General features: G+C 54.2%; 21 protein-coding genes. 8 read left to right on the forward strand and 13 right to left on the reverse strand.

The window, feature by feature from the left end; all coding sequences use genetic code 11:
• Nucleotides 1-24: 24 nt before the first annotated feature.
• Together RT120_RS01570 and rlmC are read left to right on the forward strand one after the other, a co-directional pair.
• Nucleotides 25-495 (forward strand): YbjO family protein, encoded by a 471-nt coding sequence (locus RT120_RS01570; protein WP_312978594.1) that lies wholly within the window; start codon nt 25-27, stop codon nt 493-495.
• Between the two features lie 41 nt (nt 496-536).
• Complete coding sequence (rlmC, locus tag RT120_RS01575) at nt 537-1,664, forward strand: 23S rRNA (uracil(747)-C(5))-methyltransferase RlmC (protein ID WP_312978596.1); 1,128 nt, start codon at nt 537-539, stop codon at nt 1,662-1,664.
• A 723-nt stretch (nt 1,665-2,387) separates the two neighbouring features.
• Here the strand turns inward: rlmC and artJ are convergent.
• From artJ to RT120_RS01605, 6 genes are all read right to left on the reverse strand, one after another.
• Nucleotides 2,388-3,122 carry an arginine ABC transporter substrate-binding protein ArtJ gene (artJ, locus tag RT120_RS01580; RefSeq protein WP_312978598.1) on the reverse strand — a complete coding sequence of 245 codons (735 nt, stop codon included), beginning with the start codon at nt 3,120-3,122 and terminating at the stop codon, nt 2,388-2,390.
• 219 nt (nt 3,123-3,341) lie between these two features.
• A complete protein-coding gene (artM, locus tag RT120_RS01585) occupies nt 3,342-4,010 on the reverse strand; it encodes an arginine ABC transporter permease ArtM (protein ID WP_312978600.1) in 669 nt (222 codons plus the stop codon).
• Nucleotides 4,010-4,726 (reverse strand): arginine ABC transporter permease ArtQ, encoded by a 717-nt coding sequence (gene artQ, locus RT120_RS01590; protein WP_312978602.1) that lies wholly within the window; start codon nt 4,724-4,726, stop codon nt 4,010-4,012. The genes artM and artQ overlap by 1 nt, the downstream gene beginning before the upstream one ends.
• 7 nt (nt 4,727-4,733) lie before the next feature.
• Entirely contained in the window at nt 4,734-5,465 is a 732-nt protein-coding gene (gene artI / locus RT120_RS01595; protein WP_312978604.1) for an arginine ABC transporter substrate-binding protein ArtI, read from the reverse strand.
• Nucleotides 5,466-5,485: 20 nt separating this feature from the next.
• Nucleotides 5,486-6,214, reverse strand: coding sequence for an arginine ABC transporter ATP-binding protein ArtP (artP, locus tag RT120_RS01600; protein WP_312978606.1), 729 nt, complete (start codon nt 6,212-6,214; stop codon nt 5,486-5,488).
• Nucleotides 6,215-6,429: 215 nt separating this feature from the next.
• Nucleotides 6,430-6,966: a lipoprotein gene (locus RT120_RS01605; protein WP_312978609.1), complete on the reverse strand. Its 537-nt coding sequence runs from the start codon at nt 6,964-6,966 to the stop codon at nt 6,430-6,432.
• 167 nt (nt 6,967-7,133) lie between these two features.
• On the opposite strand from RT120_RS01605, the gene RT120_RS01610 reads away from it, so the two are divergent.
• Nucleotides 7,134-7,457, forward strand: a complete 324-nt coding sequence (locus RT120_RS01610) for a heavy metal-binding domain-containing protein (protein WP_183169132.1) — start codon at nt 7,134-7,136, stop codon at nt 7,455-7,457.
• Complete coding sequence (locus tag RT120_RS01615; protein ID WP_312978611.1) at nt 7,454-8,284, forward strand: N-acetylmuramoyl-L-alanine amidase; 831 nt, start codon at nt 7,454-7,456, stop codon at nt 8,282-8,284. Before RT120_RS01610 ends, RT120_RS01615 begins: the two co-directional genes overlap by 4 nt.
• Here RT120_RS01615 and RT120_RS01620 read toward each other — a convergent pair.
• The 4 genes from RT120_RS01620 to poxB form a co-directional block, all read right to left on the reverse strand.
• Nucleotides 8,281-9,291: an NAD(P)-dependent oxidoreductase gene (locus tag RT120_RS01620; RefSeq protein WP_312978613.1), complete on the reverse strand. Its 1,011-nt coding sequence runs from the start codon at nt 9,289-9,291 to the stop codon at nt 8,281-8,283. The genes RT120_RS01615 and RT120_RS01620 overlap by 4 nt on opposite strands.
• Nucleotides 9,292-9,378: 87 nt before the next feature.
• Nucleotides 9,379-10,827 carry a DUF2867 domain-containing protein gene (locus RT120_RS01625; RefSeq protein ID WP_312978615.1) on the reverse strand — a complete coding sequence of 483 codons (1,449 nt, stop codon included), beginning with the start codon at nt 10,825-10,827 and terminating at the stop codon, nt 9,379-9,381.
• A 12-nt stretch (nt 10,828-10,839) separates the two neighbouring features.
• The gene (ltaE, locus tag RT120_RS01630) at nt 10,840-11,841 is read right to left on the reverse strand and encodes a low-specificity L-threonine aldolase (RefSeq protein ID WP_312978617.1); all 1,002 of its coding nucleotides are present in this window, start codon (nt 11,839-11,841) and stop codon (nt 10,840-10,842) included.
• Nucleotides 11,842-11,879: 38 nt separating this feature from the next.
• A complete protein-coding gene (poxB, locus tag RT120_RS01635; protein ID WP_312978619.1) occupies nt 11,880-13,598 on the reverse strand; it encodes a ubiquinone-dependent pyruvate dehydrogenase in 1,719 nt (572 codons plus the stop codon).
• Nucleotides 13,599-13,743: 145 nt separating this feature from the next.
• Between poxB and RT120_RS01640 the strand changes: the two genes are divergently transcribed.
• The 4 genes from RT120_RS01640 to RT120_RS01655 all read left to right on the forward strand — a co-directional run bounded on the left by RT120_RS01640 (nt 13,744) and on the right by RT120_RS01655 (nt 17,498).
• Nucleotides 13,744-14,172, forward strand: a complete 429-nt coding sequence (locus RT120_RS01640; RefSeq protein ID WP_312978621.1) for a DoxX family protein — start codon at nt 13,744-13,746, stop codon at nt 14,170-14,172.
• Between the two features lie 484 nt (nt 14,173-14,656).
• Nucleotides 14,657-15,967, forward strand: a complete 1,311-nt coding sequence (locus RT120_RS01645; RefSeq protein WP_312978623.1) for a hypothetical protein — start codon at nt 14,657-14,659, stop codon at nt 15,965-15,967.
• 2 nt (nt 15,968-15,969) lie between these two features.
• The gene (locus RT120_RS01650; RefSeq protein ID WP_312978625.1) at nt 15,970-16,650 is read left to right on the forward strand and encodes an OmpA family protein; all 681 of its coding nucleotides are present in this window, start codon (nt 15,970-15,972) and stop codon (nt 16,648-16,650) included.
• Nucleotides 16,647-17,498, forward strand: coding sequence for an HNH endonuclease signature motif containing protein (locus RT120_RS01655; RefSeq protein WP_312978627.1), 852 nt, complete (start codon nt 16,647-16,649; stop codon nt 17,496-17,498). The genes RT120_RS01650 and RT120_RS01655 overlap by 4 nt, the downstream gene beginning before the upstream one ends.
• A gap of 162 nt (nt 17,499-17,660) precedes the next feature.
• On the opposite strand, the gene hcr is transcribed toward RT120_RS01655, so the two are convergent.
• From hcr to RT120_RS01670, 3 genes are all read right to left on the reverse strand, one after another.
• Nucleotides 17,661-18,629, reverse strand: a complete 969-nt coding sequence (hcr, locus tag RT120_RS01660; RefSeq protein ID WP_312978628.1) for an NADH oxidoreductase — start codon at nt 18,627-18,629, stop codon at nt 17,661-17,663.
• A gap of 9 nt (nt 18,630-18,638) precedes the next feature.
• Nucleotides 18,639-20,291: a hydroxylamine reductase gene (gene hcp / locus RT120_RS01665; protein ID WP_312978629.1), complete on the reverse strand. Its 1,653-nt coding sequence runs from the start codon at nt 20,289-20,291 to the stop codon at nt 18,639-18,641.
• Between the two features lie 141 nt (nt 20,292-20,432).
• Complete coding sequence (locus tag RT120_RS01670) at nt 20,433-21,332, reverse strand: lysine exporter LysO family protein (RefSeq protein WP_125291758.1); 900 nt, start codon at nt 21,330-21,332, stop codon at nt 20,433-20,435.
• Between the last annotated feature and the right edge of the window lie 86 nt (nt 21,333-21,418).

Here is a 21,418-nt window from a genome sequence, read left to right on the forward strand (position 1 = left end):
TTCAGGGATGCCAGAAACATAGCGATGATCTTCACACGGTCACATCACAATCATGCCCGCCTCAATGTACCCACGCTGGTATATATCGCGGCTATTGCCATTATCACCACCCGCTGTGTCGACCTGCTGATGGTGTTCAATATGCTGGGGCTGCGCGGCGCGCTGGATTTTATTCACCGCAGCGTTCAGACCTGGAGCCTGACGCTGGTTTTCCTGTCCAGCCTGATATTGTTATGCATTGAATTCCGCTGCGCATTCGCCATCATCAAAGGGCGTAACTGGGGGCGCTGGATTTACCTGCTCTCGCAGATCGCCGCCAGCGGCTACCTGTGGGCCGCGTCGCTGGGCTGGGGCTACCCTGAACTGTTCAGCATTGCCGGAGAAACCAAACGGGAAATTCTCCATTCGCTGGTGATGCAGAAAACGCCGGACATTATGATCCTCGTACTGCTGTTTTTGCCCATCCAGAGCCGCCGGTTTTTCCAGTTGCAATAACGGTGGTACAATCCTGCGCCCTCCGTTTCTAAGGTTATTGTATGCAGTGCGCTCTCTATGATGCCGGGCGCTGTCGCTCCTGCACGTGGATTGAAAAATCCCGGCAGCAACAGCTCCAGGACAAAATGACCGATCTCCGCCAGTTGCTCGGCGATCTCCCCGTTGGCCAGTGGTGCGACCCGGTGGCGGGGGAGGAGCGCGAATTTCGCAATAAAGCCAAAATGGTGGTCAGCGGCAGCGTAGAAAAACCGCTGCTCGGCATTCTGAACCGCGACGGCAGCGCGGTGGATTTAACCGGCTGCCCGCTCTATTCCGACGCGTTTCGCCGGGTGTTCTCTGTGCTGAAGCCGTTTATCGCCCGCGCTGGCTTAACGCCCTATAACGTGGCGCGTAAGCGCGGCGAACTGAAATACCTGCTGCTGACCGAAAGCACGCTGGATGGTGGGATGATGCTGCGTTTTGTGCTGCGTTCTGACGCCAAACTTGCCCAGCTTGAAGCGGCGCTGCCGTGGCTGCGGGAGCAGTTGCCACAGCTCAGGGTGATTTCCGCCAATATCCAGCCGGTGCATATGGCGATTATGGAAGGGGAGCGGGAGAGTGTATTCACCGTGGAGCGCGCGCTGGAAGAAAATTTCAACGGTGTGCCGCTGTGGATCCGTCCGCAAAGCTTTTTCCAGACCAACCCGCAGGTAGCGAGCCAGCTGTATGCCACTGCCCGCGACTGGGTGCGTGCATTGCCGGTGAACCATATGTGGGATCTGTTCTGCGGCGTGGGCGGTTTTGGGTTGCACTGCGCGACGCCGCAGATGCGGCTCACCGGGATTGAGATTGCGCCTGAAGCCATCGCCAGCGCCACGCAGTCCGCCGCCATGCTGGGCCTGACCGACGTGCATTTTCAGGCGCTGGATTCTACCCGTTTTGCCACTGCCCAGCAGGATATTCCTGACCTGGTGGTGGTGAACCCGCCGCGGCGCGGGGTTGGCGCTGAGCTGTGCGAGTTTTTGGCGGCGATGGCGCCGGAGACGATTCTTTATTCAAGCTGTAATGCGCAGACAATGGCGAAGGATATTCGCATGCTGCCGGGGTATCGGATTGTCAGGACTCAGTTGTTCGATATGTTTCCGCATACCGGGCATTATGAGGTGTTGACGCTGTTACAGCGGGGGTAAAGGGGGGTATATCGTGGAATTGTTCCGTTTAGTTTGTTTAGTGGAATTGTTCCGTTTAGTTTGTTCAGTGGAATTGTTCCGTTCGTCTGGGCTTTCGCGTCAGTCTCGGGCGCCGTAGCACGCGAACGGGTTGGGGGCGCTCGCCGCCGCGCCCCCAACACCCCCGGCTCCCCCGAGCGAAATCGCCGCTTCGCGGTGCCCTCGGCTTATCGCGTCCGGCTCCGGGTCGGGCGCGATGCTACATCCTGTAGCTCGCCCCCTCTGGCGGCATCCATGCCGCCAGCCCCGGCCTCCCGCGAACGCCTCGGCGATTTCGATGGGGAGGAAAACCCCCGCAATACGTTCAGGTTTTCAATGAAACCAAAGTGTTGCTGACAGTTTTTAAATAGAACTCACAGCGACAAAGACAGCTTTGTAAAAAATAAAAAACTTAAAGTTGGGGGTGTTGAGTCCGGCATCAAAATCGCCGAGGCGGAATTGACGAGCCAGGTCAGACCCGCAGGGATGCGGGGCTGAGGTCGAGAGCTACAGGATGTAGCATCACGACCGACCTGAAGCGAGGAGATGGAGCCGAGGGCAGCGGCGAAGCCGCCGATGTTGCTGGCCGGGAGCCTGGGGGGTCGGGGACGCGGCGGCGAGCGTCCCTGACACGTTCGCCGTCACTGGAGCCACATAGATGAACAAAGTCTTGAGCGAACGGAACCCTTCCACCGAACGGATCAATTACTGTGCCGGGAACCAGTTATCATTAATCTGCTGATAAGTACCATCCGCTTTAATCGCCGCCAACGCATCGTTGAATTTCTTCAGCAGCGCCACATTATCCGGGCGCACCGCGATACCCAGCCCCGTACCGAAATACTGCGGGTCGGTCACTTTCGGCGTCGCCACACCCAGTTGCGGGTTGGTCTTCAGCCACTCGTTCACCACGGCGGTGTCGCCGAACACCCCGTCAATACGGCCATTCTTCAGGTCGATAATCGCATTCTGATAGCTGTCATACGCCACGGTCTTCACTTCAGGATGCTTATCCTGCAAGTATTTCTGGTGCGTGGTGCCGTTTTCCATCCCAATACGCTTGCCTTTCAAATCGTCGAACGATTTGTAAGTATCTTTCTTCGCGATCACCAGCGCGGAGTTAGCGTAGTACGGTTCGGTAAACGCCACCTGCTTGCTGCGCTCAGGCGTAATGTCCATACCGGAAATCACCGCGTCGTATTTTTTGAATTTGAGTGACGGGATCAGGCTGTCAAACGCGTGGTTAGTAAATGTGCATTCCGTCTGCATTTGTTTGCATAACGCTTTGGCGAGATCGATATCGAAACCGACGATCTGGTTATTGGCATCCAGCGATTCAAAAGGCGGGTAGGTGGCCGAGGAGCCGAAGCTGATTTTCTCTGCCGCGCCCGCAGACATCGCAACCGTAGAGAGGATTGCCGCTAAGAGTAACTTTTTCATTGTAGAGCTCCCGTCTGTCAATTTTTTATTCTGGATCACCGTTTACCCGGCGTGAATACACCATGCCAGTAAATGAATTTATATGCAATAAAAATGTATAATTATATTTTAACGGTAAGTGGAGAGTCGTTCTGGAAAGATAAAACGGTGAGGAAAATGCAGAAGAGAATCGTCCATAAATCGGCCCGGGACAGGGTGTCTCGGGCCGGGTAAACGGCATCAGTTACGGCGTTCAAACGCCAGCGCGCGGCGTTCAATCAAACGCATCATTAAGGTCAACAATCCGTTAACGATCAGGTAGATAAGACCCGCTGCGCCAAATACCATCACATCGTAGGTTCTGCCGTACAGCAGCTGGCCGTGACCCATCACTTCCATCAGGGTGATGGTGTAGGCCAGCGAGGTACTTTTGAACACCAGCACCACTTCGTTGGAGTAGGACGACAGGGCGCGCTTAAATGCATAAGGAAGCAAAATCGCCAGGGTGTCTTTTTTGCTCATGCCCAGCGACTGGCAGGACTGCCATTGCCCTTCCGGGATGGCGCGGATCGCCCCGTAAAACAGCAGCGTAGTATACGCCGCCGAGTTAAGCGACAGCGCCAGCAGGGCGCACAGCCACGGCTCAGACAGCAGATGCCACAGCCCCGGATATTCCTGGAGCGTCGGGAACTGCCCCGGCCCGTAGTAAATCAGGAAGATCTGCACCAGCAGCGGCGTGCCGGTAAACAGCGTAATGTAACCGCGCACCACCCACGACAGCACCGGGGTTTTCAGGGTCAGCACCACGGTGAACAGCAGCGCCAGGATCAGCGCCACAATCAATGACGCCACGGTGAGCGTCAGGCTGGTTTGCAGGCCTTTGAGGAGTTCGGGTAAATATTCCAGCATCAGCCTGGTCTCCGCTCAAAGCGCGTAGCGCGCCGATCGATCTGTTTCAGGATGTACTGGCTGATAAGCGTAATCACTAAATAAATCGCCGCCGCCACGATATACCAGGTAAACGGCTCCTGGGTGCGGGTGGCAATGCTTTTGGTTTGCAGCATTAAATCGTTCACGCTAATTAACGACACCAGCGCGGTGTCTTTGAGCAGCACCAGCCACTGATTGCCAAGACCGGGCAGCGCATGGCGCCACATTTGCGGCATCACCAGCCGGAAGAAAATCGCGACCTTTGACAAACCCAACGCCTGGCCGGATTCCCACTGGCCCACCGGCACTGCTTTTAGCGCGCCGCGCAGCGTTTGCGAGGCATAGGCGGCATAGAGCAGCGACAGGGCAATGACGCCGCACAGGAACGGGCTGACGTCGAAGTTTTCAATCTGCATCTGCACCGGGATTTGGGCAAAACCGAGATTCAGGGTGAAGCCATCGGAAAGCAGAAGCAGCAGCTGTGACGAGCCAAAATAGATAAACAGCACCACCAGAATTTCCGGCAGCCCACGGAACATCGTGACCAGGCCGGTGGCGATCCAGGCAAAAGGCCGCCATTTAGCGGACTCCCAAACCGCGAAGATCATCGCCAGCACCAGGCCAATGATCAGCGCGCAAACGGCAAGGCCGACGGTCATCCCGGCGGCGCTTGCTAAAGGAAACATTTCGTTCATTCAGCTATTACTTCTGGAACCATTTGCTATAGATAGTTTCGTAGGTGCCGTCTTTCTTCACTTTCTCCAGCGCGGTGTTGAATTTCTGCTGGAGTTCGGTGTTGCCCTGACGAACCGCGATGCCCAGGCCGGTGCCGAAGTAATCTTTATCGGTGACTTTATCGCCGACGGCAGCCAGTTTATCGTTGCTTTTCAACCACTCGGTTACCACGGCGGTGTCGCCGAATACCGCGTCAATACGGCCATTTTGCAGATCCAGCTTGGCATTCTGGTAGCTGTCGTACGGTACGGTGGTGATTTCCGGATGCTTATCGTTAATGAATTTCTGGTGGGTGGTGCCGTTCTGGACGCCCACTTTTTTGCCTTTCAGCTGATCGATGCTGGCGACTTTACCCTGCTGGCCCACGAACAGCGCGGAGTTGTCGTAGTAAGCATTGGTGAACAGCACCTGTTTTTCACGCTCAGGAGTGATATCCATCCCTGCCATCACCGCGTCGAAACGGCGGAATTTCAGGCTGGGGATCAGGCTGTCGAACGCCTGATTGGTGAAAGTACAGGTGGCGTCGATCTCTTTACACAGCGCATTGGCTAAATCCACGTCAAAACCGACGATCTCGTTTTTGTCGTTCATGGATTCAAACGGAGGGTAGGAGGCTTCCGTGGCAAAACGAATGGTCTGCGCCGCCGCGGCGGACAGGCTCATGCTGGCAAGCAGCGTGGCAATCAGTACTTTTTTCATTGTCATTGTCCCGATCAACATCAGTGAGATAAGTAGTATTTAAACGCGTCGGTCTGCGGGTGAGTAAAGCAACGCGCATCCCCTTGCTCGATGATATGGCCGTTTTCCATATACACCACGCGGCTCGCGGTTTTGCGCGCCACTTCGACTTCATGGGTAACGATAACCTGTGTGATGCCGGTTTGCGAAAGTTCGCGGATGATGCTGACGATTTGCGCGGTAATTTCCGGGTCCAGCGCCGCTGTCGGTTCGTCGAACAGCAGGATCTGCGGCTCCATCATCAGGGCGCGGGCAATGGCCACGCGCTGCTGTTGGCCGCCGGAAAGGTGCAGGGGATAGCGATCCACATACGGCGTTAAGCGCAGGCGCTCCAGCAGTTTGTCGGCGCGGGCGCGGGCTTCTGCTTTGCTAAGGCCCAATACGCGGCACGGCGCTTCAATCAGGTTTTGCAGCACCGTCAAATGGGGCCACAGATTGTACTGTTGAAAGACCATGCCCACGTTCTGGCGCAGTTCACGAATTGCGTTATCATCCGGCGTTTTGACGAAGTCAAAATGGTTACCGGCGATAGTGAGCTGCCCGGAGCGCGGCATCTCAAGCAGGTTGAGTACGCGCAGCAGCGAACTTTTTCCCGCGCCGCTTGGACCAAGCAGCACCAGCGTTTCGCCCTGAGGGCAATTTAGGGTGATGTCAAACAGCGCCTGATGTGCGCCGTAGAAGCAATTAATGCCGTTTAGTTGAATACTCATGCGAAACTGTTGAATAGCAATTGAGACCGCGAATAGTAACGTTAGCAGAATAGTTATGCAATATTTGTGGGTTAAAACTTAAAAATATCCCCTGTTGCGCCTTAAACTTAGCACAAAATAACGGGGCAGGAGGGAGGCGAGAATAAAAATCCAGTTTATGCAGTAAAGTCAGACTATTTTCGAACCCGCCATTCCCATCCCGCTGGCAGCGCCGGTTAGCTGCGCAGATCGTCTTCAACCGACTGGCGCAACGTGCCTGCCGGGGCGTGGACCGAGCCGCCAAGATAGCGCACATCGTCTACCGCCCAGCACTGGCCTTCGCGGATCATCAGCACTTCATCCTGCCAACGCTCGCTACCCTGGTTTAACGCCACACGTAGCGGAATATTTCGTGCATCAGTATTCGGGATGGTGGAAGCGCTCGATACGCTGGCCTGGGAGGGTGCCGTGGTGCGGCTGGAGAAAATATCGCTGCGCAGGAAAGTGTTATTGGCGCTATCGGTGCTGGCTTTTTGCAGTTCCGCGTACAGATCGTCACTCAGATACGGACGCAGCGCGCCGAGAGTGCGGGTTCCGGCAGTGGGATTTGCGATGCGATAGTCATAGAATTTTTGCGCGACGCTGTCCGGGCCGCCTTCAACGCAGGGGCCGCTGCGGGTGCCGATATCCTTAAATGCCGTGGTCGAGTCGGTGGCGCAGGCGCTGAGTAACAGCGCGCAGGGCAAAACAAGAGTCAAAGCTAATGGGCGCATTTTATTTCCTTATCTTCTCTGAAGGACTACGGTATTTGTCAGAGCATTGCTTAGGTTGAGCCCGCAATGCCGGAGCACCAGCGGGCTTCAGGTAAGCATAGCGTATCGATTCATACCCGTGTCTGATAATCTGTGCTAACGCATTGATAGCCAAAGAAGGAGCGATTATGCAATTTTCCACTACCCCAAATCTTGAAGGGCACACCATTGTCGAGTACTGCGGCGTGGTGACCGGCGAGGCAATCCTCGGGGCCAATATCTTCCGCGATTTTTTCGCGGGCATCCGCGACATCGTCGGTGGGCGTTCCGGCTCCTATGAAAAAGAGCTGCGTAAAGCCCGGGAAATCGCCTTTCGCGAGCTGGAAGAGCAGGCCCGGGGGTTAGGGGCCGACGCGGTGATCGGCATTGATATCGATTATGAAACCGTCGGCAAAGACAGCAGCATGCTGATGGTCAGCGTCACCGGAACGGCGGTGAAAACCCGTCGATGAGCATGCGCGGTTTACTGCTCTTGCTGGCCGCGCTATTGGCGGGCTGTGCGGGTGAAAAGGGGATTGTTGACCGGGGTGATTACCAGGTGGATTTACGTCGCCCGGCCCAGGCGGCATACTCGCGCATCAAAGTGCTGGTGATCCACTACACTGCCGACGATTTTGACAGCTCCCTCGCTACACTGACCGATCGCAACGTCAGCGCCCATTATCTGGTGCCGGATAACCCGCCGGTGCGCAACGGTAAACCGGTGATCTGGCAACTGGTGCCGGAACAGGAGCTGGCGTGGCATGCGGGCATCAGCTACTGGCGCGGCACCAACCGGATTAACGATACCTCGATTGGCATCGAGCTGGAAAACCACGGCTGGCGGCTGCAGGGCGGGCAAAAGCAGTTCTCCCCGTTTAACCCGGTGCAAATCGAGGTGCTGGCGAAACTGGCGCGGGATATCATTAATAGTTACAACATACTACCGGTGAACGTGGTCGCGCATTCCGACATCGCGCCCCAGCGCAAAGACGATCCCGGCCCGCTGTTTCCGTGGGCAGAACTGGCGAAGCAGGGTATCGGCGCATGGCCCGATCCGACGCGGGTGAATTTTTGGCTAATGGGCAGAAATCCGTATCAACCGGTGGACAGCGGCGACCTGCTGGCGCTGCTGGCTCAATACGGTTATGAAGTGACGCCGAAGATGACGCCCGCCCAGCAAAAACGGGTGATTGAGGCCTTTCAGATGCATTTCCGGCCCGCGCGCTATGACGGCGTGGCCGATGCAGAAACCCAGGCCATCGCCCAGGCGTTACTGGAAAAATACGGACGGAGTTAACGCAGCGTACCGTGATCCTTCAGCCACAGCGCGGTACGGCTGATCCCTTCATCCAGGCTGACGAGGGGCTGGTAACCCAGCTCGTTTTCGGCGCGGGTAATATCCAGCGTAAAGTCGAAATTGAGCTTGGAAACACCGTAATGGGTGAGGGCAGGCTCTTTTTCCGACTTGTTGCCCATGCGCTCCAGGCTGCGGGCAATGATATCCAACATCGGATACGGCACTGAACGTATGCGGCAGCGAATGCCCAGTTCGGCAATCAATTGCTCAACGATCTGGCGCAGCGGGCGCGCCTCGCCGTTAGTGATGTTAAACGCGCGCCCGGACGGCAACGCATCGCAGCTGGCGGAACTGGCCAGCCACATCGCATGGACTGCGTTCTCGTGATAAGTCATATCTACCAGCGCCTCCCCGCCGCGCGGCAGTAAAATGCTGCCGTAGTGGCGCATCATCTGCACCAGACGCGGGAAAAACACTTTATCGTGCGGCCCGAACAGGCTTTGCGGACGCAAAATGGTAAACCGGGTATTGGGGTTGGCTTGCGCCAGCAGTTGAATGACCTCTTCCGCTGCCGCTTTACTGCGGGCGAACTCATTGGCGAAGCGCGCCGGGCGGAACTCTTCGTTGATATCGCGATGATGGTGATAATCGAAATAGAGCGATGGCGAGGAGATATGCACTACATTGCGCACGCCCCAGGCAACCGCCCATTCGCCGAGACGACGGGTGGCGCGCACGTTAGCCATATCAAATGCCTGCTGGGTGCCCCACGGCGAGGTAAAGCCGGAGCAGTGCCACAGCGTATCGATACCCGTCAGCATCTGTTTGGCCTGGGAGGAAACCAGTTCGGTTAAATCGGCGTGGATAAATTCCGCGCCCATTTTTTGCAGCAGCTTGCCCATGGCCTCGTTGCGCCCGGTGGCCCGGACGCTTACCCCTTTCTGGCGTAAATACTCGACCGCGTTTCGGCCTAAACCGCTGGTGGCGCCCGTGACCAGTACCTTCATTGCTGCCCGCTCTGTAAGAGAAAATAACGCCGCGCATTCTTTCGTGAAATCAACGGCTATGCAATCAGAATAGCGAAAGATTCAGAGTTAGCGCCGAAGTTTTTGCTCTTCCTGTTCGGCAAGCCGGCAAATCTGACGCGCCATGCCGCGAAAGATGAACAAATGCGCTGGGATCATCACCAGCCAGTAGAATAATCCGGGGGTGCCGTGGGGGTGCCACCAGGCGCGGACGTCCAGCGACCGTTCCGGCCCCAACTCGCGTAAATTGAACGACAACCGCCCCAGTCCGGGCGCTTTCATACCGAACAGCAGCGTCAATTGCGCTTCCGGCTCGACGATAATCACCTTCCAGCTGTCCACGGCGTCGCCGACCTGCAACAGCGCCTTTTCCGGGCGGCCCTTCGCCAGCTTATGACCGAGCAGCAGATCAATTCCGGCGCGGGTGCTCCACAGATAATTGCCGAAAAAGTAGCGCTCCTTTTTACCGCCGATACGGTTAACGACGTTCCACAGCGATTCGAGGCTGGCGGAAGTTTTCAGCGTACAGCCCGCCTGTTTTGGGTAGTAGCCGTATTCGGGACGCCAGCGGGCAAACGCCTGGGCGTCATAGCCCCAGTCGCTGGAATTTACCAGTTTATCTTCTTCTTTCAGCGTCTCACGAACCGCGTCGTCAAAGGAAATCAGCTGCTGCGGGATTAATTCACGCAGGGCGGTGTCGTCCGCCAGAAGATCGTGTTTCAACCCCTGGATCAACGCCCGGGCAATGGCAGGTGGCACCGAGGTGATCATGTTGAGAAACCACACCGAGATCCAACTGGTGGGGAAGGGGATGGGGATCAACGGACGAGGGCGGCCGCTGATTTTCATAAACCGCTCGAACTGTTCCTGATAGCTCAGCACTTCCGGCCCAGCGGCTTCCAGAATGCGGTGCTCAGTGGACGGGTAATCAAGCAGCTTCAGCAGATACACCAGCAGGTTTTCCAGCGCGATAGGCGTGGTGCGTGAGCGCACCCAACGCGGCGGCGTCAGTACCGGCAGGTTGTAAACCATGTCGCGCATCACCTCAAAGGCGGCGGAGCCTGCGCCGATAATAATGCCCGCCCGCAATTCAGTCACCGGCACCCCGGAATCGCGCAGCGTATCGGCGGTCAATTGGCGCGCCCGCAGATGATCCGAGGGCGCGTCTTTACTTTGTAAAGAGCTTAAAAATATCACCTGGCGCACCGGCGCCTGGCGCAGCGCATCGCGCAGATTCAGCGCCGCCTGGCGCTCTTTCTCCACGAAATCCCGCCCGTCGCCCATGCTGTGCACCAGATAATAGAGCGTGTCGACACCCGCCAGTAGGTCGGGCAAGTTTTCTGGCCACAATAAATCCAGGGTGTGGCAGGTCACGCCCGGTAGCTGGCGCTTTTCCAGCCGTTCGACATTGCGTGCAGCGGCAATGACCTGATGCCCTTCAGCGCTCAGCCTGGGGAGTAAATGTTGGCCAATATACCCGCTGGCCCCCAGAACCAGTATCCGCTGCGACTCGCTCATCCCTGCTCCTCGTTACCGTTGTTGAAACTGCTGCCAGCTGTCGACCACTTCCGCTAACTGCTCGCGACTGACGTCCAGATGCGTCACCAGGCGCGTCACCGGCGCGGCGCTAATCAGAATATCGCGGCGCTTCATAAACTCGCGCAGTTCGGCGACATCCTGCTGCGGCACGCGCACAAACAGCATATTGGTGTCCTGACGACGCACGTCCGCGCCGATCTCTTTCAGCGCCCCGGCCAGCCATGCGGCGTTATCGTGATCGTCTTTCAGGCGAGCCACATTGTTTTGCAAGGCGTACATTCCCGCCGCCGCCAGGATCCCGGCCTGGCGCATACCGCCGCCGACCATTTTCCGCCAGCGGGTAGCGCGTTTGATGTAGTCGTGGCTGCCGACCAGCAGCGAACCCACGGGCGTGCCCAGACCTTTGGAGAGGCAGATAGTGAACGAATCGCAGTAGCGAACCACTTCTTCCAGCTCGCAGCCGTAGGACACCACGGCGTTAAAAATACGCGCGCCATCGACGTGCAGCGCCAGCCCGCGCTCTCGGCTGAATTCCCAGGCCTGCTGGAGATAGTCGCGCGGCAGCACTTTGCCGTTGTGGGTATTTTCCAGCGCCAGTAAACGGGTGCGGGCAAAGTGGATATCGTCAGGTTTAATTTTAGCGGCCACCTTATCCAGCGCCAGCGTGCCGTCCAGCTCCGCCTCAATGGGCTGCGGCTGGATGCTGCCTAACACCGCCGCGCCGCCGGCTTCGAACAGGTAGTTATGGGCCGCCTGGCCGACGATGTATTCTTCGCCGCGCTCGCAGTGGCTCAGCAGCCCGACCAGGTTGGCCTGGGTGCCGGTAGGAAGGAATAAGGCGGCTTCTTTTCCGCTGAGTTGTGCAGCGTAAGCCTGAAGTTCATTAACGGTGGGGTCGTCCCCGTAGACGTCATCCCCAACCGGGGCCGCCATCATCTGTTCCAGCATGGCGCGCCCTGGCCGGGTTACGGTATCACTGCGTAAGTCAATCACGGCATATCCTTTTAATTATCGAGGAGATGCCCTACTTTTTACCGGAACCAGTTGGTTTTAGCCAGCTCCAGCACTTCGTCGCCGCGCCCGCTGATGATGGCGCGCAGCATATACAGGCTGAACCCTTTGGCCTGTTCCAGTTTGATTTGCGGCGGGATGGCCAGTTCTTCTTTCGCCACTACCACATCCACCAGCACCGGCCCGTCGGTTTTAAACGCCTGGTTCAGCGCCGCGTCCAGCTCCTCGGGTTTTTCAACGCGAATTCCGGTGATGCCGCAGGCGTTGGCGATGGCGGCGAAATTGGTCTGATGCAGATCGGTGCCGTCAGTGAGATAGCCGCCGGCTTTCATCTCCATCGCCACAAATCCCAGCACGCTGTTATTAAACACCACGATTTTGATCGGCAGATTCATCTGCACCACCGACAGGAAATCGCCCATCAGCATGCTGAACCCGCCGTCGCCGCACATCGCTATCACCTGGCGGTCAGGCGCGCTGGCTTTCGCGCCCAGCGCCTGCGGCATGGCGTTGGCCATCGAACCGTGGTTAAACGAGCCCAGCAGGCGGCGTTTACCGTTCATTTTCAGATAGCGCGCCGCCCAGACGGTCGGCGTACCCACGTCGCAGGTAAAAACGGCGTCGTCATCGGCGAACTGGCTAATCTGTTGGGCCAGATATTGCGGGTGAATTTGCTTGTCGCCTGGCTTCGCCAGATCGTCCAGCCCCTTGCGCGCTTCCTGATAATTCTCCAGCGCTTTGTCGAGGAATTTACGGTCGGTTTTCTCTTCCAGCATGGGTAGCAGAGCGGTAAGGGTAGCGCGAATATCGCCCACCAGCGCGATATCCACTTTACTGTGCGCCCCGATGCTACCCGGATTGATATCAATCTGGATGATTTTGGCATCGGTGGGGTAAAACGCCCGGTAAGGGAACTGCGTGCCCAGCAAAATCACCGTGTCGGCGTTCATCATGGTGTGATAGCCCGAGGAAAAACCAATCAACCCGGTCATCCCCACATCGTAGGGGTTGTCATATTCCACATGTTCTTTGCCGCGTAGCGCGTGGACGATAGGCGCTTTAAGTTTTTCGGCAAAGGCGATCAGCGGTTCGTGCGCCCCGGCGCAGCCGCTGCCGCACATCAGCGCGATATTGCTCGAATAACGCAGCACCTGGGCCAGTTTTTGCAGTTCGCTTTCTTCCGGTACGACAACCGGCTGCGGGGCTGAATACCAGTGAGTACTGGCGGTTTCCGGCGCAGGCTGTAGCGCCACGTCCCCCGGCAATACCACTACCGACACGCCGCGATTGAGCACCGCTTTGCGCATCGCTATCGCCAGCACCTGCGGGATTTGCTCCGGGTTGGACACCAGCTCGCAATAATGGCTGCATTCGCGAAACAGCTCTTGGGGATGGGTTTCCTGAAAATAACCGCTGCCGATTTCGCTCGACGGAATATGCGCGGCAATCGCCAGCACCGGCACATGGTTGCGGTGGCAATCAAACAGGCCGTTAATCAGATGGAGATTCCCCGGCCCGCAGGAGCCCGCGCACACCGCCAGTTTGCCGGTAAGCTGCGCTTCCGCGCCCGCTGCAAACGCTGCCACTTCTTCATGGCGCGTCGGCATCCAGTCGATGGTGCCCATGCGGTTTAAGCTGTCGCTCAACCCGTTTAATGAATCCCCGGTCACCCCCCAGATACGCGCTACGCCAGCCTGCTCCAGGGTTTTGGCGATATACGCCGCCACGGTCTGTTTCATTGGATCTCCTTTTATGCATTCTGATTTCGCTTAAAGCGTAGTCCATTACCGGATGCAGACCGGGTAACCTCTCATTTTCAGCAGCTCACTGCCGATAATAATTAAGTGTAAATTATTCTCATCTAACAAAAAAACGGAGGTTCACATGGTAGCGAAGGTGATAGGGGCGGTGGATAACGCACTCAGCAAGGATGATTTGGGCAAGCTGTTGTTACGGCTGAGCGTGGGCGGTCTGATGCTGTTTCACGGCCTGCATAAGCTGTTTGGCGGCGTGGATGGCATTGCGGGCATGCTGACCGCGCACGGCATTCCGGGGTTTGTCGCTTACGGCGTGCTGTTGGGGGAAGTGGTCGCGCCGGTGTTGATTATTCTCGGCGTGCTGACGCGGCTGTCCGCGCTGGGGCTGGCGTTTACTATGGTGGTGGCCTGGCTGCTGGTGGGGCTGGATAAAACCTTTATGCTCGATAAAGTCGGGGCGTGGGCGATTGAAAGCCTGGTCTACTTCTTCGTGGCGGCGCTGGCGGTGGCGTTTCTCGGCGCGGGAAGGTATGCGCTGGGCGGGACGTGGCGGTAATGGAAACCAAATCTTGCTCATTTGCGGGATTTAACGATTTTTAAGCGCTGCTGAAAATCGTTAAATCTTATTAAACAAAGTAGGATTAATTAAATCATTTTTATTAATCCTACTGAGTTACTGTACCATTGCTCACATCAAGGAGGTAGCAATGTAAGTATCTTAAATGAGGGCTGCATTATATTTTAAACAATATGCCGGAATTATTCATAAATTAAAAGCGAGGATTCTGTATTACGTCTATGATTCGATATGCACTCATTCCTCATCTTAATGAATTTCAAGTAGTAATATTGTTTAAATTAATATGATTAATTGTTTCAAATTATCATGGGAAGAATGCTTGTTTAGAAGTAAACGGATATATTGATTCGGCAATAAAATAGGGCGCATTGATGTGGGGATGGTTGTGGTGTTTTTTATAAAGTCAACGTAAAGCCCCATTCCATATAGTAAATCTAGCCAATGATATAAACTGGAAATAATGAAAAAAAGAAATTTGTTTTTTATATTACTTATGTTCAGCGCTCCCTTTGCCGCAAAGGCAGGCACTCTCAGCACGATTATTTCAGACCCCATAACGAATGGGTTTGTCATGGTTAATTTCATACTGACAATTTTTTTTGCCTTTGTCCGTTTCGACAGATTTGCAGTCTCACATGGACCCGAAGTCCTCACCACAGTTGGAATCCTGGGCTGCTTCGTCGGAATTGCAGCTTCATTATTGCATTTTGATGCGACGAATGTAGCTGAAAGCGTACCCCATCTCCTTGAGGGTGTAAAAACGGCGTTCCTCGCATCGCTTAGCGGTGTAGGTGGCTCGCTGATTATTCGCGGGCGACATTATTTTCGAAAAGAACCGATACCTCAAAGTCAAGGCACTCCTAAAGCGGCAAATTTGGATGATGTTGTCGCTGCGACTCAGGCTCTTCAACTTAGCCTTTCGGGTAACGAAGATGGCAGTTTGCTCTCACAACTTAAATTAATGCGCCAGGAGCAAGTTGATGAACTCCGCTCTTTGAAAATGTCCTTCGATAACTTTTCTCAAAAAATGGCTCAGGATGGTTCTACTGCTCTTATCGACGCTTTAAAAGAAGTTATTCGCGATTTTAATGCAAAAATCAGTGAGCAATTTGGCGAAAATTTTAAGCATTTAAACGCCAGTGTTGAAAAGCTGGTTACCTGGCAACAGCAGTACAAAAATGAACTTGATAATCTTCAGAGTTTGCAAAAATCATCAGCCGATGATCTCCGTGCCGCTTCCTCCGGATTAGCATTATTTATTGATAGGGCAGCCAGTTTTTCCCAAACAGCGGATGCGCTTGAGTCGACCTTAAAAGGACTGTTTCAGCAGCAGCAACAAATAGAAGAATCTCAATATTCTTTAACTGAAGTGCTTTCAAAGATGAGAGACGTTACGCCTCAATTTTCGCTAAAAATTGATGAAATGACAGACTCAATAGCCAAAGGTGTCATGAAAATTCAAGCCGATGTAAGTGATATCGTTAAAAACTTCGGTGCGCAGTACCAATCTTCATCAGCAGAAATGAAACAATTACTGACCGAGACCCTCCGCAAATCGCAGTCTGAAGTTAATGATGGTCTTGTTACCTCGATGGAGGCTGTACGCCAAAGCGTGATTACCCTCGATAAAGGTCTGCAAGAAGAGCTGACCAAAAGTTTGGAATCTCTTGGTCGCCAACTTGCCTCATTATCCGAAAAATTTGTCTCCGACTACACCCCCCTTACTGAACAGCTACGAGAAGTTGTACGGATTGCTTCAGCTACGAGATAAAAATGGAAACAGTACAAAGTAACCAATCGTATTGGATACCCCTTGCAGACCTGATGACTGGTTTGATGATGGTATTTATGTTGTTAACCGCTGCTTTCATGCTTCGCGTTGAACAGACCACGACACTCGTCGTAAAAGAATATGAGATGACAAAGCGAGATATGCAGCTGGCTTTACAAAAAGAATTTTCTAAGGACTTAAAACAGTGGAATGCTGAAATACTGGGCGACATGACAATTCGTTTTAACGATCCCTCTGTTCTTTTTGCCACAGGATCGTCAGAACTTCGTCCCCGTTTCAAGCAAGTGCTGGAAGAATTCTTTCCACGCTATATAGCATTACTGAATTCTGTGAAGTTTAAAAATGCTGTTAAGGAAATCCGTATAGAAGGTCACACAAGTGCTTTTTGGAATGGAGCAACCGACGAAAAGCAGGCTTATTTTAAAAATATGGAATTATCGCAGGCAAGAACACGAAGTGCGCTTGAATATCTGATGTCTCTACCTAAGGTACAAAACAGTCAAGAGTGGCTTATTCAACATATGACCGCAAATGGGCTTTCATCTTCTCACCCATTGTCATCAGAAGCCTCTATGGCAGCAAACCAACGAGTAGAGTTTCGTATTGTCACGAACGCAAACGAAAAGATGGATCTCATTGCGGATAAGTTATCAAAAAAATGACGTTCAAACTGCCAGATTTTCTTAACTCGGCGTTGCTGAATGGGTTACGCCATTCAATGAATGCCCCTCTTACTCAAAATCCTGAACTAAAAATTGTTATCCCAGGCAGCGAATTTACCACGCTTGAGCGACTCAGGACAGGAATCGTCGATATTAGTCTCGACGACGTTAAGATACATGTTGATAGGACTTTGATTTATAAAGGTTATAGGGTGTTGCTTTACATAAGGGATATTAATTCGGTTGCAGGAAAGTCAACTATGCCGAAATACCACCTTGCTTTTTGTAGCGCCCTCGAAAAAATGACTAAAATCCATAGATTTGAAAAATACGTAGTTGCTAACGGAGATTCTGGAGAATTCAGCGTTAATTTCATTAATAATGGTATTGAAACGCAAAAAGTGAGGTTGAATGTTTGTCAGAACTGTCTGGATATTCTTCGCTGGAAAGGATTTGATATGCAAAAAATGCCCCGTCCGGCACGCCTCTCTTTAGTTACGCATTTTTCACTTCAAGAGTTTTTTACAGAATATCCACGAGATCTTATTGCCGTTAAACCGTCTCATACGTCTGATTCCGCACCAGCAAACATGTATCCTAAAGAATGGAACCAGATATCTCATAAAATAAAAATGCTGCGTGGGTCAAAGTGTAAAGATTGCGGTGTCGTACTGACGGACAACGATGCAAAGTTCCTTCATGTCCATCATCGCAATGGTTTGAAGTATGATAACAATGACTCAAATCTGGTTGTCCTTTGCATAGCATGCCATGCCGAGCAACCGAAACATGGACACATTAAAATCTCGCCAGAGTACAAAGCATTTATGACCCGATATCAACGCTAATGAATAGGATATAAGTCTCGACGGGAACAAAGATGTTTTCACAACTAAAACGGCAGAACATACTTGTAAAAATAGGCTAACAGGACATATCAAAAAAACGCCCAATGTTATACATCAGGCGTTTAATCGGTTTAATTATACGTAATTGCTATCACTTCAGAATCAAGCCAGCACTAAATCCCCTTGCGGGTGGCACGAACAGGCCAGCACATAGCCTTCGGCGATTTCCCGCTCGGTCAGCGTCATGGTGCTGTTAACCGTATACTCGCCAGACACCACGCGGGTTTTGCAGCAGCCACAAACCCCGGCGCGACAGGCGGCGTTAACCGGCACCTTGTTGCTTTCCAGCGCTTCCAGCAGGGTGGTGCCCACCGGGCTGTAGAATTCACGGGCTGGGGTCAGCGTAGTGAATTTCAGGCCGCTGGTGGCCGCTTCGGCAACCGGTGTAAAGAACTTCTCTTTGAAGAACTGGGTCACGCCCAGCGCTTTTACATTCTCTTCAACCGCGTCCATGTACGGTGCCGGGCCGCAGGTCATTACGGTGCGTGATGCGATATCCGGCACGGCGGCCAGGATTTCGCGGGTTAAGCGGCCTTCGATGAAACCCGGTTCGTTGGTCACTTCCGCCACCAGGGTGACCGGGTAGTTTTTCCACTCTTGCGCAAAAATCACGTCTTTCGGTGAACGTACATTGAAAATCACCTGCACGTCCGCTTCCGGGCGGTTTTTCGCCAGCCAGCGGCGCATCGACATAATCGGCGTCACGCCGCAGCCTGCCGCCAGCAGCAGGAAGCGGTCGGTGTTTTTATCTTCACAGATAAAGTCGCCCTGGGCGTCCGACAGCCAGATATAGTCGCCGCGTTTCACTTCACCGGTCAGCCATTGCGAGCCAACCCCCTCGTCGATACGGCGGATAGTCAGCGTTATAAACGGGCTGACGCCAGGCGTTGACGAAATCGTATAGGCTCGCAGTGTGTCTGCGCTGTTACGGATACTCACCAGCGCATACTGTCCGGCTTTGTACGAATAATGATCGTGGCAGAACAGCGACAGGGTCCAGACATCCGGGGTTTCCTGTTGGATGTGGTGTACCTGCATCCGCCACGGGCATTGAGAGGTTGGCATCGTCATAGGTTCTCCTTACGCGCTCAGCAACTGCTGCATATCTTCTTCAACGGTGGTCACGGAACGCAGACCAAACTTCTCGTTAAGCACCGCCAGCAGATCCGGCGTCAGGAAGCCTGGGGCCGTCGGGCCGGTGACGATATTGGTCACACCCAGCGACAGCAGGGTCAGCAGGATCACAATCGCTTTCTGTTCGAACCAGGAGAGCACCAGCGACAGCGGCAGATCGTTAACGCCGCAGCCGAGTTTTTCCGCCAGGGTCACGGCAAGGATGATGGCAGAGTACGCATCGTTACACTGACCGGCATCCACCAGACGCGGCAGGCCTTCGATGTTGCCGAAGTCCAGTTTGTTGAAACGGTATTTACCGCACGCCAGGGTCAGGATCAGGCAGTCCTGCGGAACGCTGGTAGCGAAATCGGTGAAGTAGTTACGCTCGCCGCGCGCGCCGTCGCAGCCGCCGATCAGGAAGATGTGGCGCAGTTTTTCGCGGCTCACCAGGTCGATCAGGGAATCGGCAGCGCCCAGCAGGGTTTCACGGCCAAAGCCGACGGTGATCAGGTGTTCGATTTCGCTGTAGGTGAAGCCTGGCAACTGTTGCGCCTGCTCGATAACCGGGCTGAAATCGTCGCCTTCCAGGTGGTTCACGCCCGGCCAACCGACAATACTGCGGGTCCAGATGCGGTCGTCGTAGCTGCCTACGGTCGGGTCGATGATGCAGTTAGAGGTCATCACGATCGGGCCAGGGAAGCGAGCAAACTCAGTCTGCTGGTTCTGCCAGCCGCTGCCGTAGTTGCCGACCAGGTGTTTAAACTTACGCAGTTCCGGGTAGCCGTGCGCTGGCAGCATTTCGCCGTGGGTGTAGACGTTGACGCCGGTGCCTTCAGTCTGTTCCAGCAGGTTGTGCAGATCCAGCAGGTCGTGGCCGGAAATCAGGATGCACTTGCCGGCAACGGGCTTAACGTTAACCTGCGTCGGAGTCGGGTGGCCGTATTTACCGGTTTCGCCTGCGTCCAGGATGCTCATTACTTTGAAGTTCATCTGGCCGATGCCCATAGAGCATTCCAGCAGGGCATTCATATCGGAAGGCCAGGTGCCCAGCCACGCCATAAACTGGTGGTACTGCGCGTAGATTTCGTTGTCGTACTGGCCCAGCACATGCGCGTGTTCCATGTACGCCGCCGCGCCTTTCAGGCCGTACAGGCAGAGTAAGCGCAGGCCGAGAATGTTTTCGCCGATGTCGGCTTTGTCGCGGTTCGGGGTAAATTCCGCTGCCTGACGCTGTAAATCGCCCAGATCGGCGCTGACCAGCTGGAGGTCAGCCATCGGATTATCAACGGTGGCAGTGGCGTCTACCGCCAGGCAGCGCGCTTTCAGCGCTTCGCGTTTTTCGATAGCTTCACGGGCGTAGCCAACGATGCGCGGGGAGTCGAAGTTGACGTTGGTCAGGGTAGAGAAAAACGCGCGCGGGGCGAAGTTATCGATTTCATGATCGATAATGCCCAGTTCACGCGCTTTAACCGCCCATGCGGACAGGCCTTGCAGTGCGGCGATCAGTAAGTCTTGCAGGTCGGATGTTTCGGCAGTTTTGCCGCACATACCCTGAGCGTATGAGCAGCCGTTGCCGGCAGGAGTACGGATGGTTTGTTCACATTGCACACAAAACATAATGATACCTTAAAGTTATATTTGATATACATGTTTAAGATTATGCGTCTGTGAAAAGGGTTAAAAGTGATTTTTACTGCAATATGACCGGAGATTGATTTAGCGCAATTTTGGCGATACTTATGCATCGCCAGAAAGAAATCAGGCGGCGAAAAATGCCATTAATAACGGCACCAGCAGGCTGAGAATAAAGCCGTGAACAATCGCGGCGGGCACCATCTCCAGGCCGCCGCTGCGTTGCAGTACGGGCAGGGTAAAATCCATCGAGGTTGCGCCGCACAGACCCAGCGCCGCCGAACGGCTGCGGCGCACCAGACCGGGGATCAGCATAATCGCCACCAGTTCGCGGGCCAGATCGTTAAAGAAGGTCGCGCTACCGATCACCGGACCGTAGGATTCGGTCATTAATATCCCCGAAAGCGAATACCAGCCGAAACCCGATGCCATTGCCAGACCGGTGCGGATCGGCAGGTCGAGAATAAAAGCATTGATTACGCCGCCTACCAGCGAACTGCCGACAACCAGCACCGCCACGATCATGCCCCGGCGATTAAGTACGATTTGACGCAGCGTCATACCGTTGTTGCGCAGCTGGATCCCGATCAGGAATAACAGGAAGATAAGGGTATATTCGCTGGCCTCAGTGGCGTGGATAAGAAAATTCATGCCGGTTAACCCGAGCGCGAAACCCAGCACCACCACGCCGCACAGTTTAAGCGACTCCAGCGCCATAGCGATGCGCGACGGTAATTTTTCCTGATGGTGGTTATGCCGCCAGGGCAGGGATTTATCAAGCCAGAACAGGGCTGCGCAGTTACACAATAAAATCACCACCACGCTGACGGCGGAGTAATGAAAAATCGCCAGCAGGTTACTGCTCAGGTTATCGAGGAACGCCAGGCTTATCCCCATAAAAAACAGGATTACGTAAACAATCCAGCTCAGCAGGCGGTTAATGGTTTTTAACGCGGCGGTATTTTTGAGGGGAATAAGATAACCGGCGATGAGCGGCACTAAAATAATCAGTAATCCTGACAACATGAGAAATCGAGGTCCTTGCAGAAAGTGAGCCTCATAACACTACCCAAAGCCAGGAAATGAGTAAAGCATCAAAAAATAGAGATTTT

Origin of the sequence: Atlantibacter sp., assembly GCF_032062175.1 — a bacterium.
GTDB lineage: Bacteria > Pseudomonadota > Gammaproteobacteria > Enterobacterales > Enterobacteriaceae > Atlantibacter.

Excerpts from the sequence above, each read along its gene's own strand:
- hcp (WP_312978629.1), bottom strand. The coding sequence starts at position 20,291 with ATGTTTTGTGTGCAATGTGAACAAACCATCCGTACTCCTGCCGGCAAC.
- artP (WP_312978606.1), bottom strand. The coding sequence starts at position 6,214 with ATGAGTATTCAACTAAACGGCATTAATTGCTTCTACGGCGCACATCAG.
- artI (WP_312978604.1), bottom strand. The coding sequence starts at position 5,465 with ATGAAAAAAGTACTGATTGCCACGCTGCTTGCCAGCATGAGCCTGTCC.
- RT120_RS01620 (WP_312978613.1), bottom strand. The coding sequence starts at position 9,291 with ATGAAGGTACTGGTCACGGGCGCCACCAGCGGTTTAGGCCGAAACGCG.
- rlmC (WP_312978596.1), top strand. The coding sequence starts at position 537 with ATGCAGTGCGCTCTCTATGATGCCGGGCGCTGTCGCTCCTGCACGTGG.
- RT120_RS01570 (WP_312978594.1), top strand. The coding sequence starts at position 25 with ATGATCTTCACACGGTCACATCACAATCATGCCCGCCTCAATGTACCC.
- RT120_RS01650 (WP_312978625.1), top strand. The coding sequence starts at position 15,970 with ATGGAAACAGTACAAAGTAACCAATCGTATTGGATACCCCTTGCAGAC.
- hcr (WP_312978628.1), bottom strand. The coding sequence starts at position 18,629 with ATGACGATGCCAACCTCTCAATGCCCGTGGCGGATGCAGGTACACCAC.
- artM (WP_312978600.1), bottom strand. The coding sequence starts at position 4,010 with ATGCTGGAATATTTACCCGAACTCCTCAAAGGCCTGCAAACCAGCCTG.
- RT120_RS01610 (WP_183169132.1), top strand. The coding sequence starts at position 7,134 with ATGCAATTTTCCACTACCCCAAATCTTGAAGGGCACACCATTGTCGAG.
- artJ (WP_312978598.1), bottom strand. The coding sequence starts at position 3,122 with ATGAAAAAGTTACTCTTAGCGGCAATCCTCTCTACGGTTGCGATGTCT.
- RT120_RS01615 (WP_312978611.1), top strand. The coding sequence starts at position 7,454 with ATGAGCATGCGCGGTTTACTGCTCTTGCTGGCCGCGCTATTGGCGGGC.
- RT120_RS01605 (WP_312978609.1), bottom strand. The coding sequence starts at position 6,966 with ATGCGCCCATTAGCTTTGACTCTTGTTTTGCCCTGCGCGCTGTTACTC.
- poxB (WP_312978619.1), bottom strand. The coding sequence starts at position 13,598 with ATGAAACAGACCGTGGCGGCGTATATCGCCAAAACCCTGGAGCAGGCT.
- RT120_RS01625 (WP_312978615.1), bottom strand. The coding sequence starts at position 10,827 with ATGAGCGAGTCGCAGCGGATACTGGTTCTGGGGGCCAGCGGGTATATT.
- RT120_RS01640 (WP_312978621.1), top strand. The coding sequence starts at position 13,744 with ATGGTAGCGAAGGTGATAGGGGCGGTGGATAACGCACTCAGCAAGGAT.
- RT120_RS01645 (WP_312978623.1), top strand. The coding sequence starts at position 14,657 with ATGAAAAAAAGAAATTTGTTTTTTATATTACTTATGTTCAGCGCTCCC.
- RT120_RS01670 (WP_125291758.1), bottom strand. The coding sequence starts at position 21,332 with ATGTTGTCAGGATTACTGATTATTTTAGTGCCGCTCATCGCCGGTTAT.
- RT120_RS01655 (WP_312978627.1), top strand. The coding sequence starts at position 16,647 with ATGACGTTCAAACTGCCAGATTTTCTTAACTCGGCGTTGCTGAATGGG.
- artQ (WP_312978602.1), bottom strand. The coding sequence starts at position 4,726 with ATGAACGAAATGTTTCCTTTAGCAAGCGCCGCCGGGATGACCGTCGGC.